The sequence below is a fragment of the Nocardioides sp. WS12 genome, from assembly GCF_014108865.1.
Classification (GTDB): Bacteria; Actinomycetota; Actinomycetes; order Propionibacteriales; family Nocardioidaceae; genus Nocardioides.
The window spans coordinates 642,818-664,015 of record NZ_CP053928.1 but is presented as its reverse complement, the minus strand read 5'-3'; the positions used below and the strand labels follow the sequence as shown (position 1 = coordinate 664,015).

16 protein-coding genes are annotated in these 21,198 nt (G+C 64.6%); 3 read left to right on the top strand and 13 right to left on the bottom strand.

Going from position 1 to position 21,198, the window contains the following annotated elements; all coding sequences use genetic code 11:
• Positions 1-28: 28 nt before the first annotated feature.
• The 7 genes from HRC28_RS02950 to HRC28_RS02915 all read right to left on the bottom strand — a co-directional run bounded on the left by HRC28_RS02950 (position 29) and on the right by HRC28_RS02915 (position 10,097).
• Positions 29-2,521, bottom strand: a complete 2,493-nt coding sequence (locus HRC28_RS02950) for a hypothetical protein (protein ID WP_182378708.1) — start codon at positions 2,519-2,521, stop codon at positions 29-31.
• A 181-nt stretch (positions 2,522-2,702) separates the two neighbouring features.
• Positions 2,703-3,629 carry an alpha/beta fold hydrolase gene (locus tag HRC28_RS02945; RefSeq protein ID WP_182378707.1) on the bottom strand — a complete coding sequence of 309 codons (927 nt, stop codon included), beginning with the start codon at positions 3,627-3,629 and terminating at the stop codon, positions 2,703-2,705.
• A 112-nt stretch (positions 3,630-3,741) separates the two neighbouring features.
• Entirely contained in the window at positions 3,742-6,246 is a 2,505-nt protein-coding gene (hrpB, locus tag HRC28_RS02940; protein WP_182378706.1) for an ATP-dependent helicase HrpB, read from the bottom strand.
• A gap of 357 nt (positions 6,247-6,603) precedes the next feature.
• Positions 6,604-6,744, bottom strand: coding sequence for a hypothetical protein (locus HRC28_RS02935; RefSeq protein WP_182378705.1), 141 nt, complete (start codon positions 6,742-6,744; stop codon positions 6,604-6,606).
• A gap of 10 nt (positions 6,745-6,754) precedes the next feature.
• The gene (locus HRC28_RS02930) at positions 6,755-7,345 is read right to left on the bottom strand and encodes a hypothetical protein (RefSeq protein ID WP_182378704.1); all 591 of its coding nucleotides are present in this window, start codon (positions 7,343-7,345) and stop codon (positions 6,755-6,757) included.
• 918 nt (positions 7,346-8,263) lie between these two features.
• Entirely contained in the window at positions 8,264-8,632 is a 369-nt protein-coding gene (locus HRC28_RS02920; RefSeq protein WP_182378702.1) for a hypothetical protein, read from the bottom strand.
• Between the two features lie 181 nt (positions 8,633-8,813).
• The gene (locus HRC28_RS02915; RefSeq protein ID WP_182378701.1) at positions 8,814-10,097 is read right to left on the bottom strand and encodes a hypothetical protein; all 1,284 of its coding nucleotides are present in this window, start codon (positions 10,095-10,097) and stop codon (positions 8,814-8,816) included.
• 392 nt (positions 10,098-10,489) lie between these two features.
• On the opposite strand from HRC28_RS02915, the gene HRC28_RS02910 reads away from it, so the two are divergent.
• The 3 genes from HRC28_RS02910 to HRC28_RS02900 are packed head-to-tail and all read left to right on the top strand — an operon-like array spanning position 10,490 to position 12,133.
• Positions 10,490-10,861 carry a TIR domain-containing protein gene (locus HRC28_RS02910; protein WP_182378700.1) on the top strand — a complete coding sequence of 124 codons (372 nt, stop codon included), beginning with the start codon at positions 10,490-10,492 and terminating at the stop codon, positions 10,859-10,861.
• Between the two features lie 10 nt (positions 10,862-10,871).
• Positions 10,872-11,852 carry a caspase family protein gene (locus HRC28_RS02905; RefSeq protein ID WP_182378699.1) on the top strand — a complete coding sequence of 327 codons (981 nt, stop codon included), beginning with the start codon at positions 10,872-10,874 and terminating at the stop codon, positions 11,850-11,852.
• Positions 11,852-12,133 (top strand): hypothetical protein, encoded by a 282-nt coding sequence (locus tag HRC28_RS02900; RefSeq protein ID WP_182378698.1) that lies wholly within the window; start codon positions 11,852-11,854, stop codon positions 12,131-12,133. Before HRC28_RS02905 ends, HRC28_RS02900 begins: the two co-directional genes overlap by 1 nt.
• Before the next feature lie 149 nt (positions 12,134-12,282).
• Here HRC28_RS02900 and HRC28_RS02895 read toward each other — a convergent pair whose 3' ends face one another.
• From HRC28_RS02895 to HRC28_RS02865, 6 genes are all read right to left on the bottom strand, one after another.
• Entirely contained in the window at positions 12,283-12,561 is a 279-nt protein-coding gene (locus tag HRC28_RS02895) for a hypothetical protein (protein WP_182378697.1), read from the bottom strand.
• A 1,616-nt stretch (positions 12,562-14,177) separates the two neighbouring features.
• Positions 14,178-14,969: a hypothetical protein gene (locus tag HRC28_RS25275; protein WP_237111675.1), complete on the bottom strand. Its 792-nt coding sequence runs from the start codon at positions 14,967-14,969 to the stop codon at positions 14,178-14,180.
• A 689-nt stretch (positions 14,970-15,658) separates the two neighbouring features.
• The gene (locus HRC28_RS02880; protein ID WP_182378694.1) at positions 15,659-16,654 is read right to left on the bottom strand and encodes an AAA family ATPase; all 996 of its coding nucleotides are present in this window, start codon (positions 16,652-16,654) and stop codon (positions 15,659-15,661) included.
• Complete coding sequence (locus HRC28_RS02875; protein WP_182378693.1) at positions 16,651-18,816, bottom strand: hypothetical protein; 2,166 nt, start codon at positions 18,814-18,816, stop codon at positions 16,651-16,653. The genes HRC28_RS02880 and HRC28_RS02875 overlap by 4 nt, the downstream gene beginning before the upstream one ends.
• 64 nt (positions 18,817-18,880) lie before the next feature.
• Positions 18,881-19,972 carry a hypothetical protein gene (locus HRC28_RS02870; RefSeq protein WP_182378692.1) on the bottom strand — a complete coding sequence of 364 codons (1,092 nt, stop codon included), beginning with the start codon at positions 19,970-19,972 and terminating at the stop codon, positions 18,881-18,883.
• A gap of 3 nt (positions 19,973-19,975) precedes the next feature.
• Entirely contained in the window at positions 19,976-20,458 is a 483-nt protein-coding gene (locus tag HRC28_RS02865) for a hypothetical protein (protein WP_182378691.1), read from the bottom strand.
• Positions 20,459-21,198: the final 740 nt, after the last annotated feature.

Genomic DNA, 21,198 nt, shown 5'->3' with positions numbered 1-21,198 from the left:
GTCGAGCTGCGGAGAAGTGATCGGTCCGCTACCTGCCGCGTACGCACCTGATCGCGGTGTCGCGGTGGCCGACACGGTCCACCGCAGTGACCTTGAAACAGGTGCGGCTGGGGCTTCGAACGCGACTGACGGACGTCTGGGTGAGGTGGAGCCACCTCGCGCTTGCCATCCACGGCGCGGAGTTGGAGCCCAGGCGGTAGCGAACGACGTAGTGGCTGATGCCGTAGGTGTCCGTTGCGCGGTAACGGAAGAGAAGCCGGTCGAACCGCGACGTGTCGATGGAGGCGCGGGTCAGGACCGGAGGCTCCCCGTCGATGGTGGTGCACCTGCTCGTCGACCACGAGGACAGGTTGCCAACTCGGTCCCTGCCGCGGACCTGGAAACAGGCTGTCTGCTCGTCACGGAAGGTCCGGGTCATTGAAGTCTGCGTGTAGCGGGAGACCATCGACCACGCCGACCAGGCACCGGCCGGCGTAGCGGTGCGCCACCGCACGTCGTACGAGGCGACGCCGGACGGAGCGACCTCGCCGCTGCGGACCGGGTCGGAGTACCTCCAGCCGACGCTCACGGCGCGTCGGCCGTCGACGCCACGCACGTAGCGAGCCGAACCGCTGCTGGAGACCAGCCGCGGTGCCGTTCGATCGGGAGTGAGTAGCGGCGGGACCGTCACCCAGTCCAGGTCGGTACGGGTGAGTCGCCCGAACGCGTCCGTCCACACCAGCGTATGGCTCCCCGCGTCGTCCGCGACCACGTGCACCACCCCTTGTCCGATCTCACGCGTGACATGCGTCGAGGAGAAGTCCGTCACCCTGACTGCAGGGACCCGGTAGCTCGACACGGTGTAGGCGAAGTCGGTGCCGAGGCGCCAAGAGGTGGACCCGTCGAGGTAGTCGAGGAGGACGCGGGGCGCCGCGCCACCATCGAGATCGAACAGCGTGGGCTGGCTCCCACAATTGACCAGCGCCCAGCGGCCCCGGACCTGCAGTCCTGAGGCGAAGCACTCGGAGCCGAGACCCACCTGTCGGACGGGTCCCGGTTGGGAGGTGTCGACACCTTCGAGCGTGTGGTCATCGGCGAGGCGCCAGACCCAGGTGCCGTCCAGAGCCGGGCCCGACGAGTCGGGGGTTACCCCGGACCACACCTGCGCGCCGGTGCGCAGGTCCTGCACGTCGGTCCGCCACAGCCCATCGTCAGAGCGAGTGAGTCCGACCAGCTGACCTCGGTGACCCAGCGTGAATGCCGAGGACTCCACGGTCCGGGCGCCGTCCGGCCAGACGACCCTCCACAGCCCGGCAGCTTTCTCGGTGGCGATGCTGTCGCCAGCCACCAGCAGGCCGCCGCGGCGCCTTGTGCTCTGGGAGAGGGGCAGACCCGTCACTGGGTCATCGACCGCCGACCATGCACTGCCGGCGTACTCCCGGACGGGGTCGGTGCTGATCTCGCGCGACGACACCACGACACGGTCCCCGGAGAATCCCACGTCGAGCGGCTCCACCGGTTGGGCCGGGAGTGTGGTGAAGAACCGCGGTTCCTCGCCCGCCCGGAGAAGTGCCAGCTCACCGGTCCCACCGTCGTCGACCGTGACGTGCAAGCTGCCATCGCTTGCCGACAACTTCGCGACGGCGTGCGACAACAGGACCTCGCCCAGGGATCCAGTCGCCAGGTCGACGGCGCGCAGGTCGGCACCGCAACGAGTGGCATCGCAAGGCTGCGGCTCGTCAGCCACCAGACCATCGCCGAGCACCTTGAGGGTCGTCCCCTGGTCCACCGCCACCGTCGTCGTGTGCGTTTGCGTCAGATCTGTCCGCGGAGCCCAGGTCACCTCCTGCTCGCCCGGGACAGGGCGCAGGTTCAGGACGCGATTGGGGGTGAGCACCAACCCCGGCGCCGACTCGACGGAGCCAGTGGCGGGATCAAACAGGAAGCGACCCTGGTCATCGCCACAACTGAGGCTGAAGATGACCCCGCTCTCGTCGCTGTCCCACAGGTTGACGGTCGAGCAGAACGGGTAGGGCCCCGCGATCGCCGAGCTCGTGCCGTCAGCTCGGTGAAGGAACACACCCCTCCGGCCGTCGTTGAAACGCTGCGTCGTCACCGCCCAGTCCGGGTAGGTGACCGCCGCTTCGTGGGCAGGAATGGTGTAGGCGTGGACCAGCCCGGACGTCAGGTTGTCGACGGTCACCGTCTTGCCCGAGCCCGAGCCCGCGGTCGCCCGGGTGACCAGGTGGTCGCCCACGATGGACGGCAAGTCGAACGACGTCGTCAGGCTGGCCACGCGCACCGTGCGGACCACCGCGCCGTCAGACACACGGATCACTTTCCTATGCAGCTCATCGGTCCCCTCGATGGTCGTCACCGGACTGAGCGCGAACGTCGATGAACCCCGCGACGCGGCCTGCGGCGGGTCGCTCCGGTAGGCCACCGGCAGGACGACCCCGTCAGATGACTCCGCGACTACCGCGACGTCGACTGCTGCGCTTCGAGCGGGCGCCAGCCCGACCCCCGAACCGATGAGTGCCATGAGGAGAACCCCACCGACGCTGCGCCCGAGAAACATCGAGACCCTCCCACTGCGATTCGTGGGCGCCTCGCCGCACAAGGGCACCCATCCTAGTTCCCGGACGTCCGTGTCGGACGAGTTCGCAGATTGTCGAGGTGCAGCAAACGATGATCGGTCGGAATCCGTGCGCTGGCCGCTCAGTTCACAGCCACTGGATGCCGTAGTCCCAGCAGACGGGGTAGAACCAGGACGGTCCGTCGGTGAGCGCGTTCAGTGTCAGCTGCATGGTCGGTCCGTCGAATGCCAGACCCGCGTGACCGATGTTGTCGTTCCAGCAGTAGTCCTGGACGACGAGGTTGCGCACGTTGGTGCCCGCGAGCCGCTGGCTGGAGTACGGCGTCACGACGGCGTCCCAGCGCGACATGATGACGGTGTACTTCGGGCCGGTGGGGACCGTGTTGGTGTCGGCCCAGAGCGCCTTCGTGTAATCGCTGGTCACCATCTGGTCGGTGACCCCACGGGTGCCGAGGTAGGCCGACGCGTCGTTGATGAAGCCCAGCGAGTCGAGGTCCTCCGCCAGGTCGACGAGGCCGTTGAGGTCGGTCCCGTGCGAGGACGGCGCCAGGCCGACGTAGTGGGCCGTCTTGGCCGCGCCGCCCATCCGCTTCATCCAGTAGATGGGGACGTTGCCGCCCTGCGAGTGCCCGACGATGTCGACCTTGGCGGCGCCGGTCGCGGTGCGCACCCTGGCCACGAAGGCGTCGAGCTCACGGGCAGAGTCCACGATCGGGCCGAGGCCCCCGACCCGGCCGTTGGAGAGAGCCGTCATGCCGTAGTTGAGACCGAAGACGCAGAAGCCGTTGTTCTTCAGGCGCGGCGCGAGCTTGGTGAAGTTGGCGCCGAGGTTCGCGAAGGTGCCAGGCACCAGCACGACGGGATGGGGCCGGGCAGCAGTCGGCTTGCAGGTCCAGTCATTGCCGCCGGGCAGGTAGTCGGGCCGGTGGAGGTAGTTGTAGACCGCCTCGCTGAGACCGCCTTCGGGTACGGCGGCCTGTGCCGGCAGCGTTCCCCCGACGAGCACCGAGAAGGTCACCCCCACGGTGACGAGCAACTTCCTGAACGAGCGCATGGCGGCTCCCTTTCCTCCCGTGATGTGACTGGCGTCACAAGGCCTTGGAGGACAAGTTACTGGCGGGTTGCGTTGCTGGGAACCCCAGCACGTGGCTGTCGCCCACCCGCCATCAGGTGCGGCGGACGCCGCGGGTGGGTGGTGCGGTCCAGGGGTCCTCGGGCCAGGCGTGCTTGGGGTAACGCCCTCGCAACTCGGCCCGCACAGCCGGATAGCCGGTGCGCCAGAACGACTCCAGGTCCGCGGTCACCGCGGCCGGCCGGCGGGCGGGTGAGAGCAGGTGCAACAGGAGCGGCACGCGACCGTCCGCGAGGCGAGGGGTGGCGGTCCAACCGAACGCCTCCTGGATGCGTACGGCGAGGACGGGCTGCTCCTCGCCGTACGCCACCCGCACCTGCGACCCGCTCGGCACCTGCACCCGCTCCGGTGCCAGCTCGTCGAGACGCCCGGCGTCGGGCCAGGGCAGAAGGCGCCGGAGCGCGGAGAGCACGTCGACGCGGCGCAGGTCGCGGACTCCCCGGATGCGGCTCAGTTCCGGTCCGAGCCACGACTCGACTCCCGCCGCGAGCGCCTCGTCGGACACGTCGGGCCACGGAGGGCCCAGGGCTCTGTGCAGGAAGGCCATCCGATCGCGCAGTGCGGACGACGCCTCGGTCCAGGGCAGTACGGAGACCCCCTCGATCCGGAGGCCGTCGCGCACGGCAGCCGCGACGAGTTCCGGTGCCGGCGACTCCAGACCCGCGGTGGTGAGCTCGATCGCTCCGAGTCGGGTGCTGCGCCGCGCCACGACGCGCCCGTCAACCCAGTCGACCTGTTCGTCCTCGTGCCACAGGGCCGCGGCCGCCTCCAGCGCCAGGGCCTCCGACAGCGGTGCCGCGGACCGGATCGTCGCGTCCCGCATGCCGGGCCGGCGGTCCACGTCGGCGACCGCGAGCCAGGGCTGCCCGACCAGGGCGGACCCTCCCGGACCGAAGACGGCGCCCGTCCCGGAGGCCATCAGGTAGGCAGTCGTTCCGCGACGCAGGCGCGCGACCCGGCCCGGGTGGGCAAGGGCCACGACGAGGCCGACCGCCACGTCGTCGGTCAGGCCATGCTCGCCGTCGTGCGAACGGACGTCAGGCGGCAGCGCGGCCTGCAGTTGTCGTACGACCGACGACCAGCCCGACGACGCCGGTCCGCCCCGGCGCAGCGACCGCAGTGCTGCGACCAGGTCACCGTCGGGGCTGCGGACGTCTTCGGACAGCAGTGCGACGACCTCCGCGGCACGCCGTGCCCCGACGACGGAGGCGCCGTCGAGCAGCGCGCGCGCGAGCCGCGGATCGGCAGCGATGCGGGAGATGGCCCGGCCACGGTCCGTGACAGCCCCTTTGTCGTCGACGGCCCCGAGGTCGAGCAGGGTGGCCCGCGCGACGAACAGGGCGCCTTCGGGCGGTGGGTCCAGCAGGGCCAGCCCCGCTCCGTCGGTGCTGCCCCAGACCGCGAGTTCGAGGGCGAACGACGTGAGGTCGGCCGTGGCGATCTCGGGCTCCGGGTGCAGGGAGAGGTGGGAGTGTTCGGCCAGCGACCAGCAGCGATAGACCGCTCCCGGGCCCTCGCGGCCGGCCCGCCCGGCCCGCTGTTCGGCGGCCGCCCGGCTGACCCGGACGGTCACCAACCCGGCCAGCCCGCGACGGTGGTCGGTGCGAGGCTCGCGGGACAGTCCCGCATCAACGACGGTGCGGACTCCGGGAACGGTGAGTGACGACTCTGCGACGGCGGTGGACACGACGACCCGTCGCCGTGGCCCGCCGGTCAGGGCCAGGTCCTGCTCGGCGGAGGTGAGCCGTCCGTGCAACGGGAGTACGTCGACTCCGGAGCCGCCGAGCCGCCGGACCACGCCGGACACCTCGCCGACGCCGGGCACGAACACCAGCACGTCCCCGGGCTGCTCCTCCAGCGCGCGCCGTACACACGCGGCGACGTGGTCCAGGAAGCGCGGTGTGACACCCCGGTCGTCCGAGCGGAGTACGCCGCTGGGCAGCGGGCACCACTCCTCGACCACCGGGTGCAAGGCGCCCGGCACGGTCACGATGGGCGCGTCGCCGAGCAGGGCCGCGGTCCGCGTTGCTTCAACCGTTGCGGACATCGCCACCAGCAGCAGGTCGTCGCGGAGGTTCTCGCGCACGTCGACCAGGAGGGCCAGGGTCAGGTCAGCGTCGAGTTGCCGTTCGTGGACCTCGTCAAGGACGACCGCGGCGACGCCGGGGAGGGCCGGGTCCCGCTGAAGTCTGCGGAGCAGGACGCCGGTGGTCACGATCTCGATGCGCGTCGCGTCGCTGGTGCGACGCTCACCCCGGACGGCGTACCCCACCGTCTGACCGACCGGCTCACCCAGCAGATGCGCGATCCGGCGAGCCGCCGCGCGAGCCGCGATGCGCCGCGGCTGGGTCACCACGACCCGGCCGGCGGGGCCGATCAGGGCGGCGACCGCGGGGGGCACCAGCGACGTCTTGCCGGTGCCCGGCGGGGCCTGGACGACCGCAACACCATGGGCGCGCAGCGCATCGGCGATCGCCGCCAGGCCAGCCACGACCGGCAGGTCGGGAGGTGCCTGGAGGAACTCGCCCGGCTCGCTCATCTGCACTCCTCCGGCGTAGCTGACGTCAACCTACCGCCGGATTCCGACGGAGGACGGGCCCCGCAATCCGGGTTGCTGGGAGTGACGTTAGTACGCGCAATCCAGCGCCCCAGTGCGGCCATTTCACGCAATTGTGCGGCAACTAGTTCACACGGGTCCCGATCCAGCCGTGCGATGTCACGGCGTCCGGGAAGCCTGCCACAGGTCACTACGAGGTGGCGACGGTCGCCCCGCGGGCATGTTCGCGATGCCGTGGGAGAACAGGATGTCGCGACAACTGATAGGAGTGGACTGCGCTGCGCAAGAGAGTGATGTGGCCGGAGCAGTCGGCGGTCGATCGCTCCGGCCACGACTCGGTCAGCCGCGTTCGCGCTGTTCGCGGGTTTCGCGGTCGTCTGCGTTTTCGCGGGTTTCGTTGCCGCGCTTGTCGAATCGATCTGGTTCGCGGGGGCCAACGTCGGTGGTGGTGTATTCGTAGTCGTCCTCGTCGCCGGGCATGTTTCACCTCCTATTGGTGGGCAAGTTGTTGGTACATGAGGCAGAGCAGCGCTGAGAGGCAGACGAGGGCGGCGAGCATGGCTGCGGCGGCTGCGACAAATCGGTTGGCGCGCTTGTCTGCTCGGGCGTAGGCAGCGCCGACTGGGAAATCCTTGCTGACGGTGTCGTGCGCCATCAGGTAGGAGTCGGTCACGTAGCCGAGGATCTTTCCTCTGCCATCGCCGCCGAGCCATTCGATCCATTTGGTGCGCACTTCGTCGACGCCTGGAGCTGTTGAGGGGCCGGGGAGGATGGTGAGGAGGCAGCATAGGGCGCATGCGAGTAGGCAGACGATCGTGCTAATGGCTGCGATGGTTATCCAGAGCGACACGTCGATGCCTTTGGGGATCGGGCCACGGAGGAGAAGGACGAGTATGACGCCGGTGAATCCGAGGAGCGCAGTGGCTCGGGTGGTGAGGGAGTCGCCTCGTTTGTCGTGGTAATCGATGAGCCATCGTGCGTGGGTGGTGAAGGCTTCGAGTTCGGACTTAGTGACCGCTGATCGATCACGTTTTTGGGCGTCGGGAGGCGATGCCTTCTGACTGCGCTTCTTGAGGGTCATGGTTGTTTCTTCGGCTGGACGGCGGCGAGGGCCTCGGTCTGGGTTAGACCAGTCATGACGAGTCGAGTTGGATCTCTCCCGTCGTTAGCTCTGCGTCGGTCCTCCATCACAGTCGGGTCCTCCATCACAGCAGAGCGGTCGGATAGTCGGAACGCGAGTTAGCTTGAGTCGAGGTCAATCCGCACGTAGAGACCGACGTCGTCGGCTCCGCAGCCGCCTATGCCGCGGCTGGTGATCGCGATAAGGCGTGGTTCGCTACCGGCGACGTCGAACAAGGGTCCGCCGGAGTCGCCCTGACACGTATTTCGTCCGGTGGTGGGAAGCGCGCAGATCTGCCAGGGACGTTCCGTCTGTTCGAGTCTTGCTAGCGCGGCGTCGCATGCTGATTTGGTGGTTGTCGCCAGGTTCGCTGTGACACGCCGGCAGGGGTCCTTTGCGGCTCGCTGGTTTCCCCATCCGACGGCCAGTAGTTGCGCTCCGTCACTATCGGGATGGGCGAAGCGGACTGGTTCGACATGTGTTGGGTGTTGGAGGATGAGGTCCGCGATGTCCGCGACCTTGGAACGCCGGATGCGTGCCACACGTATGCGCTCACCCTTGATCGGGGCAGTACTGCAGAGGTTGTCGGCGCCGACGACCACGTCGAGGTGGGCGGCGGTGAGTCTGGCTACGCAGTGTCCAGCAGTTAGTACGCGGTCGGGCGCCACGAGGATTGCCGCGCATCGGAATCCTCCGAGCAAGTCGTCCGGGAGCGCCGAGTGGCTTACTAGTGCCGTCACGGATGGCAGGTTTGCGCCGCGTGCCGCCGTAGTCGTAACAAAGCTTGCGCCCTGTTGTGTTGCGCTTGAGCCCGCTGCCAAGAGGCATGTTGCTAGGGCGAGGCCTCTGTGGAAGCGACGCAACACGACGTGCCAAGCGTCAGCAGACGTCACGGACGGCAAGTCCCATCTCCGACTGCCACCCGAACTCTTCTCCGTCAACCTCATAGGTGAGCCGAATGCCGCTAGCTGAGGGTTGGGTGGATCCCGAGTCGAGGTGAAGTACGAGGTTGTATCGAACTCCGCGGGCTGCCGTTGCTCCCGGAATGGGTTCCCGGTGGTCCCACGCCAACTCGGCTGCGGTGATGATCTGTTCGGGAGGCGGGAACGTGCTGTGATCACCGACTGCTGCACCATTCATTGGCACCAGCCATGCCTCCTTGAGTGTCAGCGCCACGGGGTCGAGGAGGCTAATGTCTGTGACGGCTGCGGGCTTGTCGCCTGCGTTGGTCACGACGTTGAAGCCCATTGTGAACGCGTGCGCGGGGCCGGGGCGTGCTCGGAGGCAGCTTGTTCCAATTTCGGGGCTGGACTGTATCGGGCCGCCGATTTTTGGCGGACGGGACTTGGTGACCTCGTCGTTTGTTGACGAGGAGCACCCGAGCACGAGTGTGAGGGCGCAGGCGATCCCCACGCCCTCACACAGCGCTCTACGAAGTCGGGCGGTATTTGCGTGCAACGAGAGTCCTTGGGGTGCCGCCGGGATCGCCACCCGTGCCGCAAAGCCACCCCTGGGTCTTGAACTTGAACGAAACCTTGGCGTCAGTCGTGTACCCGGTTCGAGCTGAAACGTCGATCCCGATGGCTCCGCTGAGCGCGACACCGTTGGTCCATGTAACGGCTGTGGATGTTGCCTTTGTCGCGCCGCTGCCCGTCTCTTGGAAGACGCAATAGTCACGAGGGGTGTTAGGCAGCGTAGTGGAGCCGTAGGTCGTCGCGCCGCCTGAGTAGTTGCTGGGCCGAGCCTCATACTGGGTCGCTGAGCCGCCGCCGTAATAGACACAGAAGATCTCGTACTTCTTGTATCGGAAGTTCGTCTTGCGGGACCAGTAGCCCGTGCTCTTGAGCGGGAACTCCGTCGAAAGTGTGCCCGACGATGTCCTTTCCTTGGACGAGGTTCCGCTCGCCTTGAAGGACCCATAGGAGCCGCTGGTCGAAACTCCGACACCCAGGGTGGACATTGCACCATCGGTATAGACGAAGTCGGTGGTCGCGCCGCTCCATCCAACGCCAGCGGCGTTGACCTGAGTGACACGCTGTCCGTAGTCCTTCTTCACGTAGGTGCTGCATGCCTTATCGACCACGGGCTCCGGCTCTTCGACCGGGACGAATTCGGACTCGGGAACCTCATCAGCCGCCACGTCTGCCGTTGGGAGCGCAGAATCGATGATGCCGCCAATCCCGGTGCTTCCAAGCAGCACTCCAGTCAGAGGCACCACAACCTGTTGCGTGAGGCCGGAGATGAGTGTGTTGATCAGGTTCTGCGGCATCTCAGGGTCCACAAGGGCCTCAATGACGCTCAAGCCCAAGACGCTGGTGTTCACCAACCGGCGTGAGAAGGCGAAGCGGCTTGATTCCCCGTTCGGGGAAGTAGCGACGAGGCTGAAGTCGACGACGTTGTCCCCGACTGCACCAGGCGCGAGGTCTGAGATCCTTGGAAGGACCAACTGGAAGTCGCCGCCGCTGGTCGTGCTGGCGGACGCAACAGTGACCAAGTTGATGGGGTCACCTTCCTGCGCTGCATCCAACGTCGCGTCGTTCGGCCACATTTGAAGCTCGACCGAGGCGCCGCTGACCGGGACGCCTAGCGCATTGACAACTCTTCCGATTGCGATGGTCAGCGGGGTTCCGCTGGCCTCGGCGGGTGCCATTGTCGGTGAGAGCGACAAACTCCCACCGACGACCACGAGCGCAGCCATCAGTCGTTTAAGCATGTGCGACTCCTTCGGCAAGACAGATTGAAACAGCGGTTGTTTCCAGCAAATGCTCGATCCCACCTGGGTCGGAACGGCGGGAGGAGATGTCGTACTCGATGGAGACCCTCCGGCCGAGGGGTGACCATTAGTACCGCACCGAGGCGCTTCGCTGGGCATGTACAGACACTATTTGAGACAAATTTTGCCGGCGTTTCGACAACAATGCCGCAACGAACACGGCTCTCGCCTACTCCGAGGAGTCTGGTTGTCCTCACCGGAGTTGGAGAATCGAAGCACCCGCAATCAACAAGACACCCGCACGAGTGGGTTGTCGAAGATTGCCAGTAGACTTGTCACGAGCTTCAAACGCGGTCGAGACCGACCCGGCTCGAACAGGTGGGACGGCTCGGATGACTGAGAAGAAGATTGTTTTCGTGGCGTTCGCGATCGAAGACGAGAGGCAGCGGGACTTTCTGAAGGGCCAGTCGCTGAGCCCACGCGCTCCGTACGAGTTCGTTGACATGTCGGTGAAGGAGGCCTACGAGGAAGCCTGGAAGGACAAGGTCCGCACTCGCATCCGCCGCTCGCACGGTGTGATCGTCCTCGTTAGCAAGAACTCGCTGACGTCGGAGGGACAGGGATGGGAGATCCAGTGCGCGAAGGACGAAGGCAAGGAGATCCGTGGGATCTGGGCGTACAGCGATGACCGGACGCAGCTCGCCGACGTGACTACCGTTGCCTGGAGCGACGCGAACATCTCGACATTCATCGACTCGCTCTGAGGCAGGGAACATGCGGAAGGCGCTTATTGTCGGGATCGACTACTACGAAAACCTTCGGTCCCTGAACGGCGCAGTCAACGACGCGTACAGCGTCAAGGCAACCCTTGAACGCAACGCCGACGGCACCCGCAACTTCGCGCAACCCAATCTAATGACGAGCACCGGCGGTGGTTCGGACGTCACGCGCGCCGAACTGCGCGAAGCGATAGAACAACTCTTCAAGGACGACGCAGAGATCGCGCTGCTGTACTTCTCGGGTCATGGCCACATTGACGGCATCGGCGGCTACCTCTGCGCGAGCGACTTTGCCACCGAGCACGACGGCCTCTCGTTCGCGGACGTCATGAGCTACGCCAACCAGTCACCGGCGAAGAACAAGGTGATCATCCTCGACAGCTGTCACAGCGGAGCGGCCGGCAGCAACCCCATTTCGGGGAAGGTCGCAGAGATCTCCGAGGGCATCACAATCCTTACCGCTTCGGCCGCAAACCAGTATTCGATTGAGACCGGCGGCTCAGGAGTGTTCACGAGCTTGCTGATAGACGCGCTCAGCGGGGCCGCGGCCAATCTCATCGGGGATGTTACGCCGGGCAGCGTTTATGCACATGTCGACCAGTCCCTCGGCCCGTGGTCCCAGCGACCGATCTTCAAGACAAATGTCAAAGAGTTCGTCTCGCTGCGGAAGGCCGATGCCCCAATCGAGCTCGGGAAGCTGCACAAGCTGGTCGATTTGTTCGAGGACCCCACCACCGAACTCATATTGGATCCTGGCTACGAACCTGAGCGCAGTGGGTCCGAGGAGGTCTCGATCCCGAAGCCGGACCCAATCAAGACCATGGACTTCGCCGTCCTGCAGGCACTTAGGAGCGTCAACCTGGTCCGGCCAGTCGGGGCGCCGCACATGTGGCACGCGGCCATGGAGTCAAAGGCTTGCGAGCTGACCGTGCTTGGTCAGCACTACTGGTCGCTCGTCAAGAGGGACCTGATCTGATGCTGGACTCGGTCAGGGTCCGAGCGGCACTTGAAAACGATCGCGCAATCGATCAGTTGGCGGCAGTCGAGCACGAGCGCTGGGCTGGCTGGCAGCAGTTCCTGCACGATCGTTGTGAGCGTCGGGACGATGGCTCATTGGTGATCCCCGCGGAACTCGTTTCCCGATGGGAGAAGCAAATACGAACTCCCTATGCAGAACTGTCGCCAGAGGAGCAGGAGAGCGACCGTGAGCAAGTCCGTCGATACCTCCCCACTGTCGTCGAGGTCCTCACCAACTGACTCTGGCTCGACCGAAGCTTGACCTGTAACCGGTTCCCGGGACACCAGCATTTCCGGAGAACCGGGTCGGGCCACTTTCGCTTGTGGAGTTTGTTGCAACATGCTGGCCGTTAGTTGGGTGGTGTGATGACTGGTGGGGTCAGCTCCGGTCATTCGTCACCTCGCTCCGCGATGCCCATCTTCATCTTCATGAACTGCGCGACTTCCCACGGCTCAATACCCATGCGCCGGGCCTCAAGGCAGGGTCCTCGGTTGGCATGCACGATGTCCACGGTCTTGGATGCCTCGCATTCCAGACCGTTCATGAGGCAAATGACCACGCCTGCAAGCCACACTTCATTCGTCATTCGCACCATGAGCGGGTCTATGAGTTCTACGCCTGCCGCTTCAGCCTGCTCGAACCGTTCGGCCTCGCGGATGAGGATCAAGGTCGTTCGGTGAAGGCTTTCTCGCTTAGGGCTCATGGGGCTGCCGTTTCTGTTGGTCTGCTGCCTGGGTGTTGTTGACCGCTCGCGTGTCGAGCGCGGTGCTGACAGTCGAGGACGTCGACCAATGGCATTCGTAGGTGGGCCATTCATTCGCCGATACGGAGGTCGGGGATTCAGTTGCTCCGACCTGAGCCGGACAGGGGCACCACCCCCTTCCGCATGGGGGGGTGTACATCGATGCGAGGCTGGCGCTGGGATCGGTTCGTTTGTCGCGGAAGGTCACCGTGGGTGGGCAGCGATCCATCCGTCGGGCGAGTTCGGCGACCTGTCTTAGGAGCGCGGCTCGGTGTTCGGGTGGTGTCTTACCGATGGCGTTCCGTGACCGAGTTCGCCCACTAGCGGGGACCCATCCGAGTGCGAGGGCACCGTCGGTCCAGGTGCCGGCGAGGAGTCGGGCCAGGCAGAGGCTGGTGAATGCTTGCTTGGCGGGGTCGCTGAGTCGGGCGACATGCCTGAGCGTCTCTGGGATTCCGCAAGCCCAGAATCGTTGTGGGAGTTGGTCTGCGGTGTAGCCCCATAGGGGATCCTGTGGCCGGGTTCTGGTGATGCGGGTGCTGAATCGTCCTGATTGGGACAGCGCGACTTCGACCAGTTGAGCCATTGCGGGTGTGGGTTGTTTGGGGAGTCGGTCACGGAACCAGTGGCGGTCCGGTTCAATGCCTGCGGTGCGGGCGATTCGGAGGAGTTGATCTGCACCCTCAGCGGCCGAGTCGGCGGAGAGGACTTGTATCGAGGTCGCGACCAGACGTCGGGCGGTTCCGGCGGACCGAGGGGCCGAGCGGAGGGGGCGCGGTTTCAGTTGGTCCCGGGTGTGGGTGAGCCATGCGGAAAGTGTCGTCAGTTCTCGCCATAGGCTGAGCGCCTCGCCGGATGATGTTGTTCGTCCCAGCAGGGTGGTGTCGCGCCCGGCGATGGCCGCAGCGATGCGGCCGTCAGCCGCCGACGCTGCAATCGGGTCGCTGTGGGGCGTGGAGAGGTCGGCGCCGCAGGGCATGGCTGCTCGCCCGGTACCACGGCTGGAGAAGTGCTGGGAGAGATAGCAGCGCGTGGGATCGCGCCATTCGCCTTGGAACGAACGTGCCGACGCGGTGTTGTCGTGACCTGAGCGCGGCCATCCGCCACAGCTGGGGCAGGAGTCTCGGAGGAGTAGGCCGTGCCGCGAACATCGTGTGTTGAGGGGTAGGCGCCAGTCGATGCGCCATTGGCCAGTCTCGTCGAGGCAGCGTGTGCAGTAGCGGCTGCCGGCAACGAAGATCCAGCGCTGAGCTGCGAGGCGCCCGAGTTCCTCTGGGCTGATCGTTTGGGGAAGTGAGAGCGGAAGGGTGTACCTACGCAGCGTCATGCTTTCGATAATCTGCGGCGAAAGGTCCAGTCCCACGGCCCATGCAGCGACGTGACCTGGGGTCGGCCACAGGAGACGCGAGCTGAGGCCGGTTGGGTCGGCATCGATACCGACCCGTTTTACTAGTGCCTCTGGGCTGCTCCGGAGCAGCCGGGCGCAGCGTTCGATGTAGCTCTCGAGCGACTCGTCGGCGCCTGGGCCGGAGGGAGGCAGGCTAGGCAGTCTGAGAACCATCTCGACACCCAGTGTCCGCAACCGCGGCGGCCGCTTTGAGTCGCTCCTCGATGAGGTTCCAACGACCGCAGGTGTCGGACCTCCGTGCATGGAACTCGGAAATACCCGCATCCCTTGCACGAGTTGGCGACCACCCAAGACGAGCCAGATAGTCGACACACCTGTGGTCCCTGAGGAACCACAGGACGGCAGCATCCAATGGCAAGTCGGCACAGGAGTCCTGTCGAAAGTTGACCGAAAATAGGTCGACATCGGACAGGGTGGCGCCGAACACCTGCGGGTTGCGACGCAACGCTTCCGTCGCTTTGGTGAGCGCGCGAAGCCACGCCTCGAGTTGGCCCCGCTCCTCGAGGCGCTCCCTGACCGCCGAGACAGCGCGGCTCCGAGGTTGGTCGAAATCATCGAATGCTGCCATTGCTGCGATGCGCCGCGATCGTTGAAAATGCAGACCCTTCGGGGTCTTCCAACTGTCGTAGATCAAGTCCGATGTGTATCTGACGTGAAGGTCGACCGGCATGAAATGCGGTACCGAGAGCCGTACCAAGGGCCCCGACTCTCTTGGCTTCGGGCGTGCGGCCCGCATTTCGGCGAGCACCAGACCCGAAGCTTTGCTCAACGCAACACTTCGGTACGGGCGGCCGGCTTCCTTGTTCAGCGGGTGCTTACACGTGCGGCGAAATTCGGGATCGCCAGCGACGGCCGCGGGGTTCATCTCGGACCAACCAGAAGCGATGGCCAGTCGACGCCCAATCTCCGCAGGCGACTCCGTCACTGACAAGCTCCGGGCATTCTTCTTGGGCGACCGACATAGATACCAGAGATAATCGAGGGTTGCCGAGAGAGCATCAGTCTCTTCGGATGACCCTGCCGCGAGTAGGCCAGCGAGGCGCCGTTGGGCAGCCATGACCTCTGACTTTGCGGGCTCACCATCAACGAACTTGCAGCGACCGCGGCAATATTTCTGGCGGTGCGTCCCTACATACAGGATCCGGGCGGGCGCTTGATGGCATCCAGCACACGAGGATGTTAGATAGACCTCGTGATGAAGGCATGCAGGGAAATAGCCGATTCGCCATGACACCGGGAACGTCAACGGGTCCTCTCTCAGACAGGGCATGCACGCCGGCGATGAGGTCCTGTGGATTCCCCGGCAGGCCCAACTCTTGCCCCATGGATCAACTCCACTCAAGCCACCTAGACGCACGAGCGCTGGGTACCGGCCGGGCAGAGTCAACGACCCGATCTCCTGCGTGGTCAATCCAGTACTCGCCGTCAGCGTGCGGAGTTCGGCGCTGCCGAACCCCCAAATGTCGAGCAGGCCGGGCCCTCTAACCGGCAAGGAACTGAGACCTAGCGTCTGGATTGCACCCAACTCGGTCAGGCTGTGCATCACGGCTAGACGACGCACGAGACTGGTGAAGGACTCGCCCTCTGGCAGACGGGGGATCGACGGAATCCTCGTCACGAGTCGCCCTCAAGGACTCGTGCGGCTTCCTCTAGACCAGGTCGGTCAATTCTTTCGGAGCCGCCGACGGCTCGGCGTGACGCAAGGATCATGGTTTCGAGCAGTTTGACGCGGTGCCCTTGACACATTTGCAGGAGCCAGGCGTAGTCGACACCGGTGAGGGTGTGGTCGTGCTGGAGGACCGGCGCATCAAGACACAACTGCACCAATTCGATCCACTCTGACTGGCCGGCAGCGCTCACAGGGACAGGCACGTAAGTCGTAACGATCTTTCGCTCCGCCAGCTGTTGCGCGGCCTTCTGATTCTCTGGATCGCTCCCTGATGGCTTGAGCAGCCAGGTCTCGTCGAGTTGGTCGGCGATGAATAGCAAGGTGACGGGAAGGGTGGAGAAGGTCTTCTTGAAGAACTTGGTCACGTGGCGGCCACGTCCCACCTGAATTTGGTGCGTGTCGTCAATGCACAGCAATTCTGTCCGGCTGCGTCGCATCTGAGCCGCAATCAGGTTCAACACCGCAGTGGTCGTCGTAGTGTCCCTACGTGCCGGTTCGGGCATGTCGAGGGCAAACATCATCTGTTCGCACAGTTGACGCTCGGTGTCGTTGGCGCCGGCAACGACATAGACCACTGGGTAGATGACGTGACGCCCCTCGGCGTCCTCGACCTCGTGTCCGAACTCCCCCCAAACGTCTCGACAGACCTTCAGCGCGAGCATCGCTGCCGTCTCCGACTTTCCAGTGTGGAAGGCTCCTTCAAGACCCAGCCACCGGGCTGGCATTCGGCCTTCGTTGATCTCCATCCACTCTTGACCGGTGTCGAGGAATGCGCGGTTGGCCCGATGTTCCAGGAAGGAGATTCGGCCGTTGTAGCGGCGGCGCATCCGGTCAGAGTCGTCGACTCTTGGCCGGTCGTTTTGGAGGAAGTCTTGATGGGCGACGAGGTCCTTCAGGCCGCTGAGGCTTGTGGGGTGGGTGGCCGATCGTCGTTCGGTCATCCTTGCTTCCTTTCGCCAAGAATTCGTTCGAAGCTGGCGGCCAGGTCGTCAGCCGGTGAATCGGGTTGGCTGCTCTTGGTGATGCGCTCGTCGGCTCCCGCAGCGGCCGGGCGCTTCGAGCGTCCGGTACGTCCAGCGGGTTGGGTGGCGAGCGCCGTGTCGGCGGACTCAAGTGGCGATCGCTCGTCAGAGGTGCTTGCTTTGATCCGCCCAGACTTGGCCTTTGGCGCCACGCAAGTGACCGCGAGCGTGTTGGCTACGTGGATGAGCGCCTGCTGTGCCTCGTCAACCTGTTCACGGGTCTCGACTCGTTGACTGCCGAACAGCGCCTCTACGCCTACGGCGTCACGCAGTTCACGATCCAAGAGATCCGCGAGGGGTGGAGCGGGCGCTATCGAATCGATGTCTCTGATGGCGATGGGTGCCGTGACGTTGGGGGGCAGCGCGTAAACGAACTCAGGGTGCCGGTCGTCGATCCAAGCCTGAACGCGTAAACCGGGGCGGCCTTTGTCGCCAAGGTTCCGGTCCTTGAGGTCGTCCAGTTCCTGGGAGTTGTACCAGCGGTGGTCGATGAATAGACCCTTCTGCTGTAACGCGAAGTTCTTCGTTTCCAGCAGGCCGAGAGCCACGGACAGGTCCTGATTCATTGACAGCCGTCCGCCCGGACCCTTGACCAGGTGGTCGAAGTACTCGAACGGGCTGAAGCGCCTCCCAGGGAAGTCTGGGTAGTAGAGCTGTGAGTGTTCTCGCCGGTGATAGATCTGGTCGATGAACCATCGGACGAGTTCGAGCATGTCCTCGACACGGAGCATCGGGCCGCGCTCGACGTGGCGGCCGCGGTCCATTGTGTTGGCACCCTTGTAGCCGGGCATTGTCTGGAAGAAGGCGTCGAATGTCCGGTGGACGGCCTCGACATGCGGTTTCTGGTAGCCCGTTGCGGGGTCGTTGAGGCGGGCATGGGAGCCGAGGTTGTTCAGCGCGCTGATGGTCCCGAAGCAGTTGAACTGGGCGCCGCGGTCGGTGTTCGCGGCACCGAAGCGCGTCGGGAGCGTTGGGGTGGGATCGATGTCGACCCAGGCTGGCAGGTCCAATGCACGAAGGGCACTTCTCGCGGGGCCGATGGAGCCGCGGATGCAGTCCCAAAGCAGGCCGCGGACTTCGCGTGAGTCATAGGGATTCGAGCTGGTCACAAGGCGCAGGCCGGCAACGATTCGAGTGACGGCACACACCGCGACTAGGCAGTGCGTCACGGTGACCGTCTTGCCGTACTGATCGATGACGACCGCGTTGACGGGCGTGCTGTCGATCTCCATCCACTTGAACGGCACGACCTCGCTCCACTGCCCGGCACGGTCGCGCTTGGGTCGGCCGTCCTTGCCTTGCTGGGTCGAGGAGTGTTGATAGAAGCCACGCCCTTGAGCTGAGCGTTTGAACGTTTTCTCTAGTCGTCGCACTGAGGTTTCGTCGGAAAGACCTGCTCCGGTGATCGCCTCACGCAATAGCGACACGTGGCTCTTGATGCTCCGTTTGGACCCGCCTACGTGCTTTGCGACGTAGTCATCGACGATCTTCTGTACCTCGTCAGGCACCGGTTGGGACTTGGTTGTCCCTTGGTTGCCGTGGATGAGGAGGCGTTTGTCGCCGGTGCGCCGCACGAGCCTGAGTTGGCCCCTGAGGGTGTCCGGGGCGGACCCGCCGTAGACCTTGATCCCGTCGCGTTTGCGTTGGTCGATGTCGTGCGACATCCGCGCATACCGCTCTTCGAGTGTGACGTCTCGGGGGTCAAACCGCGGAACGACGAAACGTTCACCGCGGGCGGTGCCGTTAACGATGTGACCGAAGGGATCGCCGGTCAGGATCATCGCGAGGTCCTGCATACGCTGGTCGATCTGCTGCTTCTTCTCCTCGGTTTGGCTGTTCCAAAGGTGGTCGTCAACCGGGATCGGTGCCGGCTGGTCCAGGATCGAGTTCTCCAGTTGAAGGGTGTGAACGAGCCAGTCGAGCGTTTTTGTAACCTCGTCGCCGTTCGGCAGGCGGAGGAGCACTCTCAGTTCCATGTCATCCGTACGAATGAAGTCAATGACGCGCGAAGGTCCGTCAGGCAGGGCGACGATGAGGTCTCGGCCGATGATGAGTTTGGGTACAGCGGGGCGACGCGGCATCAGCTCGGCCCACCAGCGGCTGTCTGCATGCTCGTCTCAAATCGAATGGTGTGGTTGTTGCGGCTCATGCGACCACGACCTCTCGCCAGGGTCCGTCGAGGACCAGTCCCGGTTCGTGCTCGTCGCTCGGGAAGAGTTCGGTGTGCATTTGGATCGCGCAGGTCAGGTCGGTCTGCACGTAGCCGCACCACAGCGCGTGCTTGAGGGCAGCAGTAGCGTCCCCTCGGTCGAGTCGCGATTGTGCGTAGGCCCTGAAGCCAGCCACCGTGCGGAACCCGTCGGGACAGTGACCGGAGAGGTCGCGAGAGGCGTCGCCGACTGACGTCTCCACGATGACGAAATTCTCAAGGTCGCGCAGATTGCAGTCGAGTTGCTTGGGCAAGCGATCCCACAGCTCGTATCGCCAACCGATCTCGCGGCACAGTGACGCAGTCAGAGCCACCTGTGCAATGAAGGTTTCGTCATCTCGGTAGTCCGCGTCGCGACAGTCGATAACCATCGTTTCTCCGGATCGAAGTTCCACAATCAGGTCCGGAAGGTGCTGGAGTTCCATTCCCTTATGGCTCCATTGGAGGTCCAGTGCCTGGGTCGTGAAGGCAGCGAATCGTGCGTCGGCCGCGACCACGATGAGGTGCCCGTTCTCAAGTGCCGATTCGTGCCAGACCATGTAGTCGTCGCTACCTGGCACCTGTCCGCCGGTCTCGTCGTCGAGCACTTTCGCGCGTTGGATGAACAGGCCCGATGGGGTCGAACGTCTAGCCCAGGCGGCTGGTCGTCGGACCTCCTGCATGCTCCGGACATTCGCTTCGACCAGATCGCTGAGGTCGACCTCCTTCGCCTTGCCACGTTCCCGGATCTGGATTCGTGTCTGTTGTGCCACCGTGCGCCTCAGCTTGTCGTCACTGAGGAGCTCGAGTAGCAGCGGAAGGCGAGCGGCGCCCACGACCGAACCGGTCCGGCGTTCGGTGAAGGCTGACTTCGTTCCTTTGCGTTGTCCAACGATGGGGGCCCGCAGAACGGAAGGCGTTCGGTATCGATCAAGCGGGGGGACCTGCAGCGTCTGCCGAGAAGCCGGGACAGACCGGTCGACCTGATCCTTCGATCGGGAGCTGCTGTTGGCCCCGCTGTCGTCGAACGCCGGGAGTTGGGCGGACATGCGTCAACTCAGGTGCGAAGCTGCCGGGACCACTTCGATGACCTTCCATTGCCCGACGGATTCGTTGACGTCGGCCAGATGGCGGGCCATCAACCTCGCCTCGTACATGCATCCAGCAACGTCAGCGATGTCACCGTCCAACAACACAAGCCAAGGTCCGTCATGCGGCCCGAGTCCTGCCGGCCCCGCCTGTTCGTTCGGGTCGGCATGGTCGAACTGTTCGACGACAGCGGTTCCATTCGCGCTGCGGCAGTCTCCGGTCGGCTGCTCCCCCGCGCCTTCCGAGTGGGGCTTCGGCCTTATCGGCGCCCGGTTATCCGGGACGGGCTGATGAGGGGTCGTGTGGTCGCGATGAGCAGCCACCTGTGCCTCGTCGAGGGTGGCCGGCGCGGGCGCTTCGGTCGCGGATTCCTGACGACACGCGTAGGTGCTTCCGAAGTGGTGCGAAAGGGTTGCATCCGCCAAAATGGGGTCGGGCGTTGTCATTGTGCTCCTTAGGTGGTGTCCCAATGACGTCGTCAAGCGAGGCCGGTGTGGACTGCGCCAACAGTCCCCGGCCTCGCGCCCTCCCCTTTTTGGGCGCAAGGTCGGTTCCGGCTCTTCAAGAAAATCGTCAGTTGTTGATCGGACTATAACCCCTCCGTCTCCGCAGCGCAGCCCTCGAACCGTGGCAAAACATTCTTCGTCTACCGGCTTCCGGTCTGCTCGACGCAACAGAAGCGCTGCACTCTGAGCCTCGGACTGCCTTGACAATCGGGATGCATAGGCGGTCGTCTGACAGAAACTGATGTCCTTTGACGTGGACGTCTGATGGAACCAGATCTCCCCTAAGGAGATGGCATAACCTTTGCATCAGTCCCGACAACCGGCAGAATGTGGCTATGGGCCTGACAAGTCTCGAGAAACGATACGCACACAGGATGCTCTACGAGGGCACTCTGTGCGACGATCCCGACTTGGCCTGGCTGCATTCCGACCGACGACGTGGCCTCACCTACACATGTCGGCTCCCGGAGTGCGGGATCCTTCTGCTGAGGACTGCAGAGAAGCGCCTAGCCCGCTTTTGCGGTGAGGCACACGCCGCCGAGGCACGCCGCCGACTACGCATACTCAACGACAGGATCGGAGCGCTGGAGGACGAACTCTCCGCACTCCCTGTAAACAGCCGCGGCCGACAAACGACCGCTCGCGGCCGCAGCCTCACTGCTGACCTAACATTCCTTCGC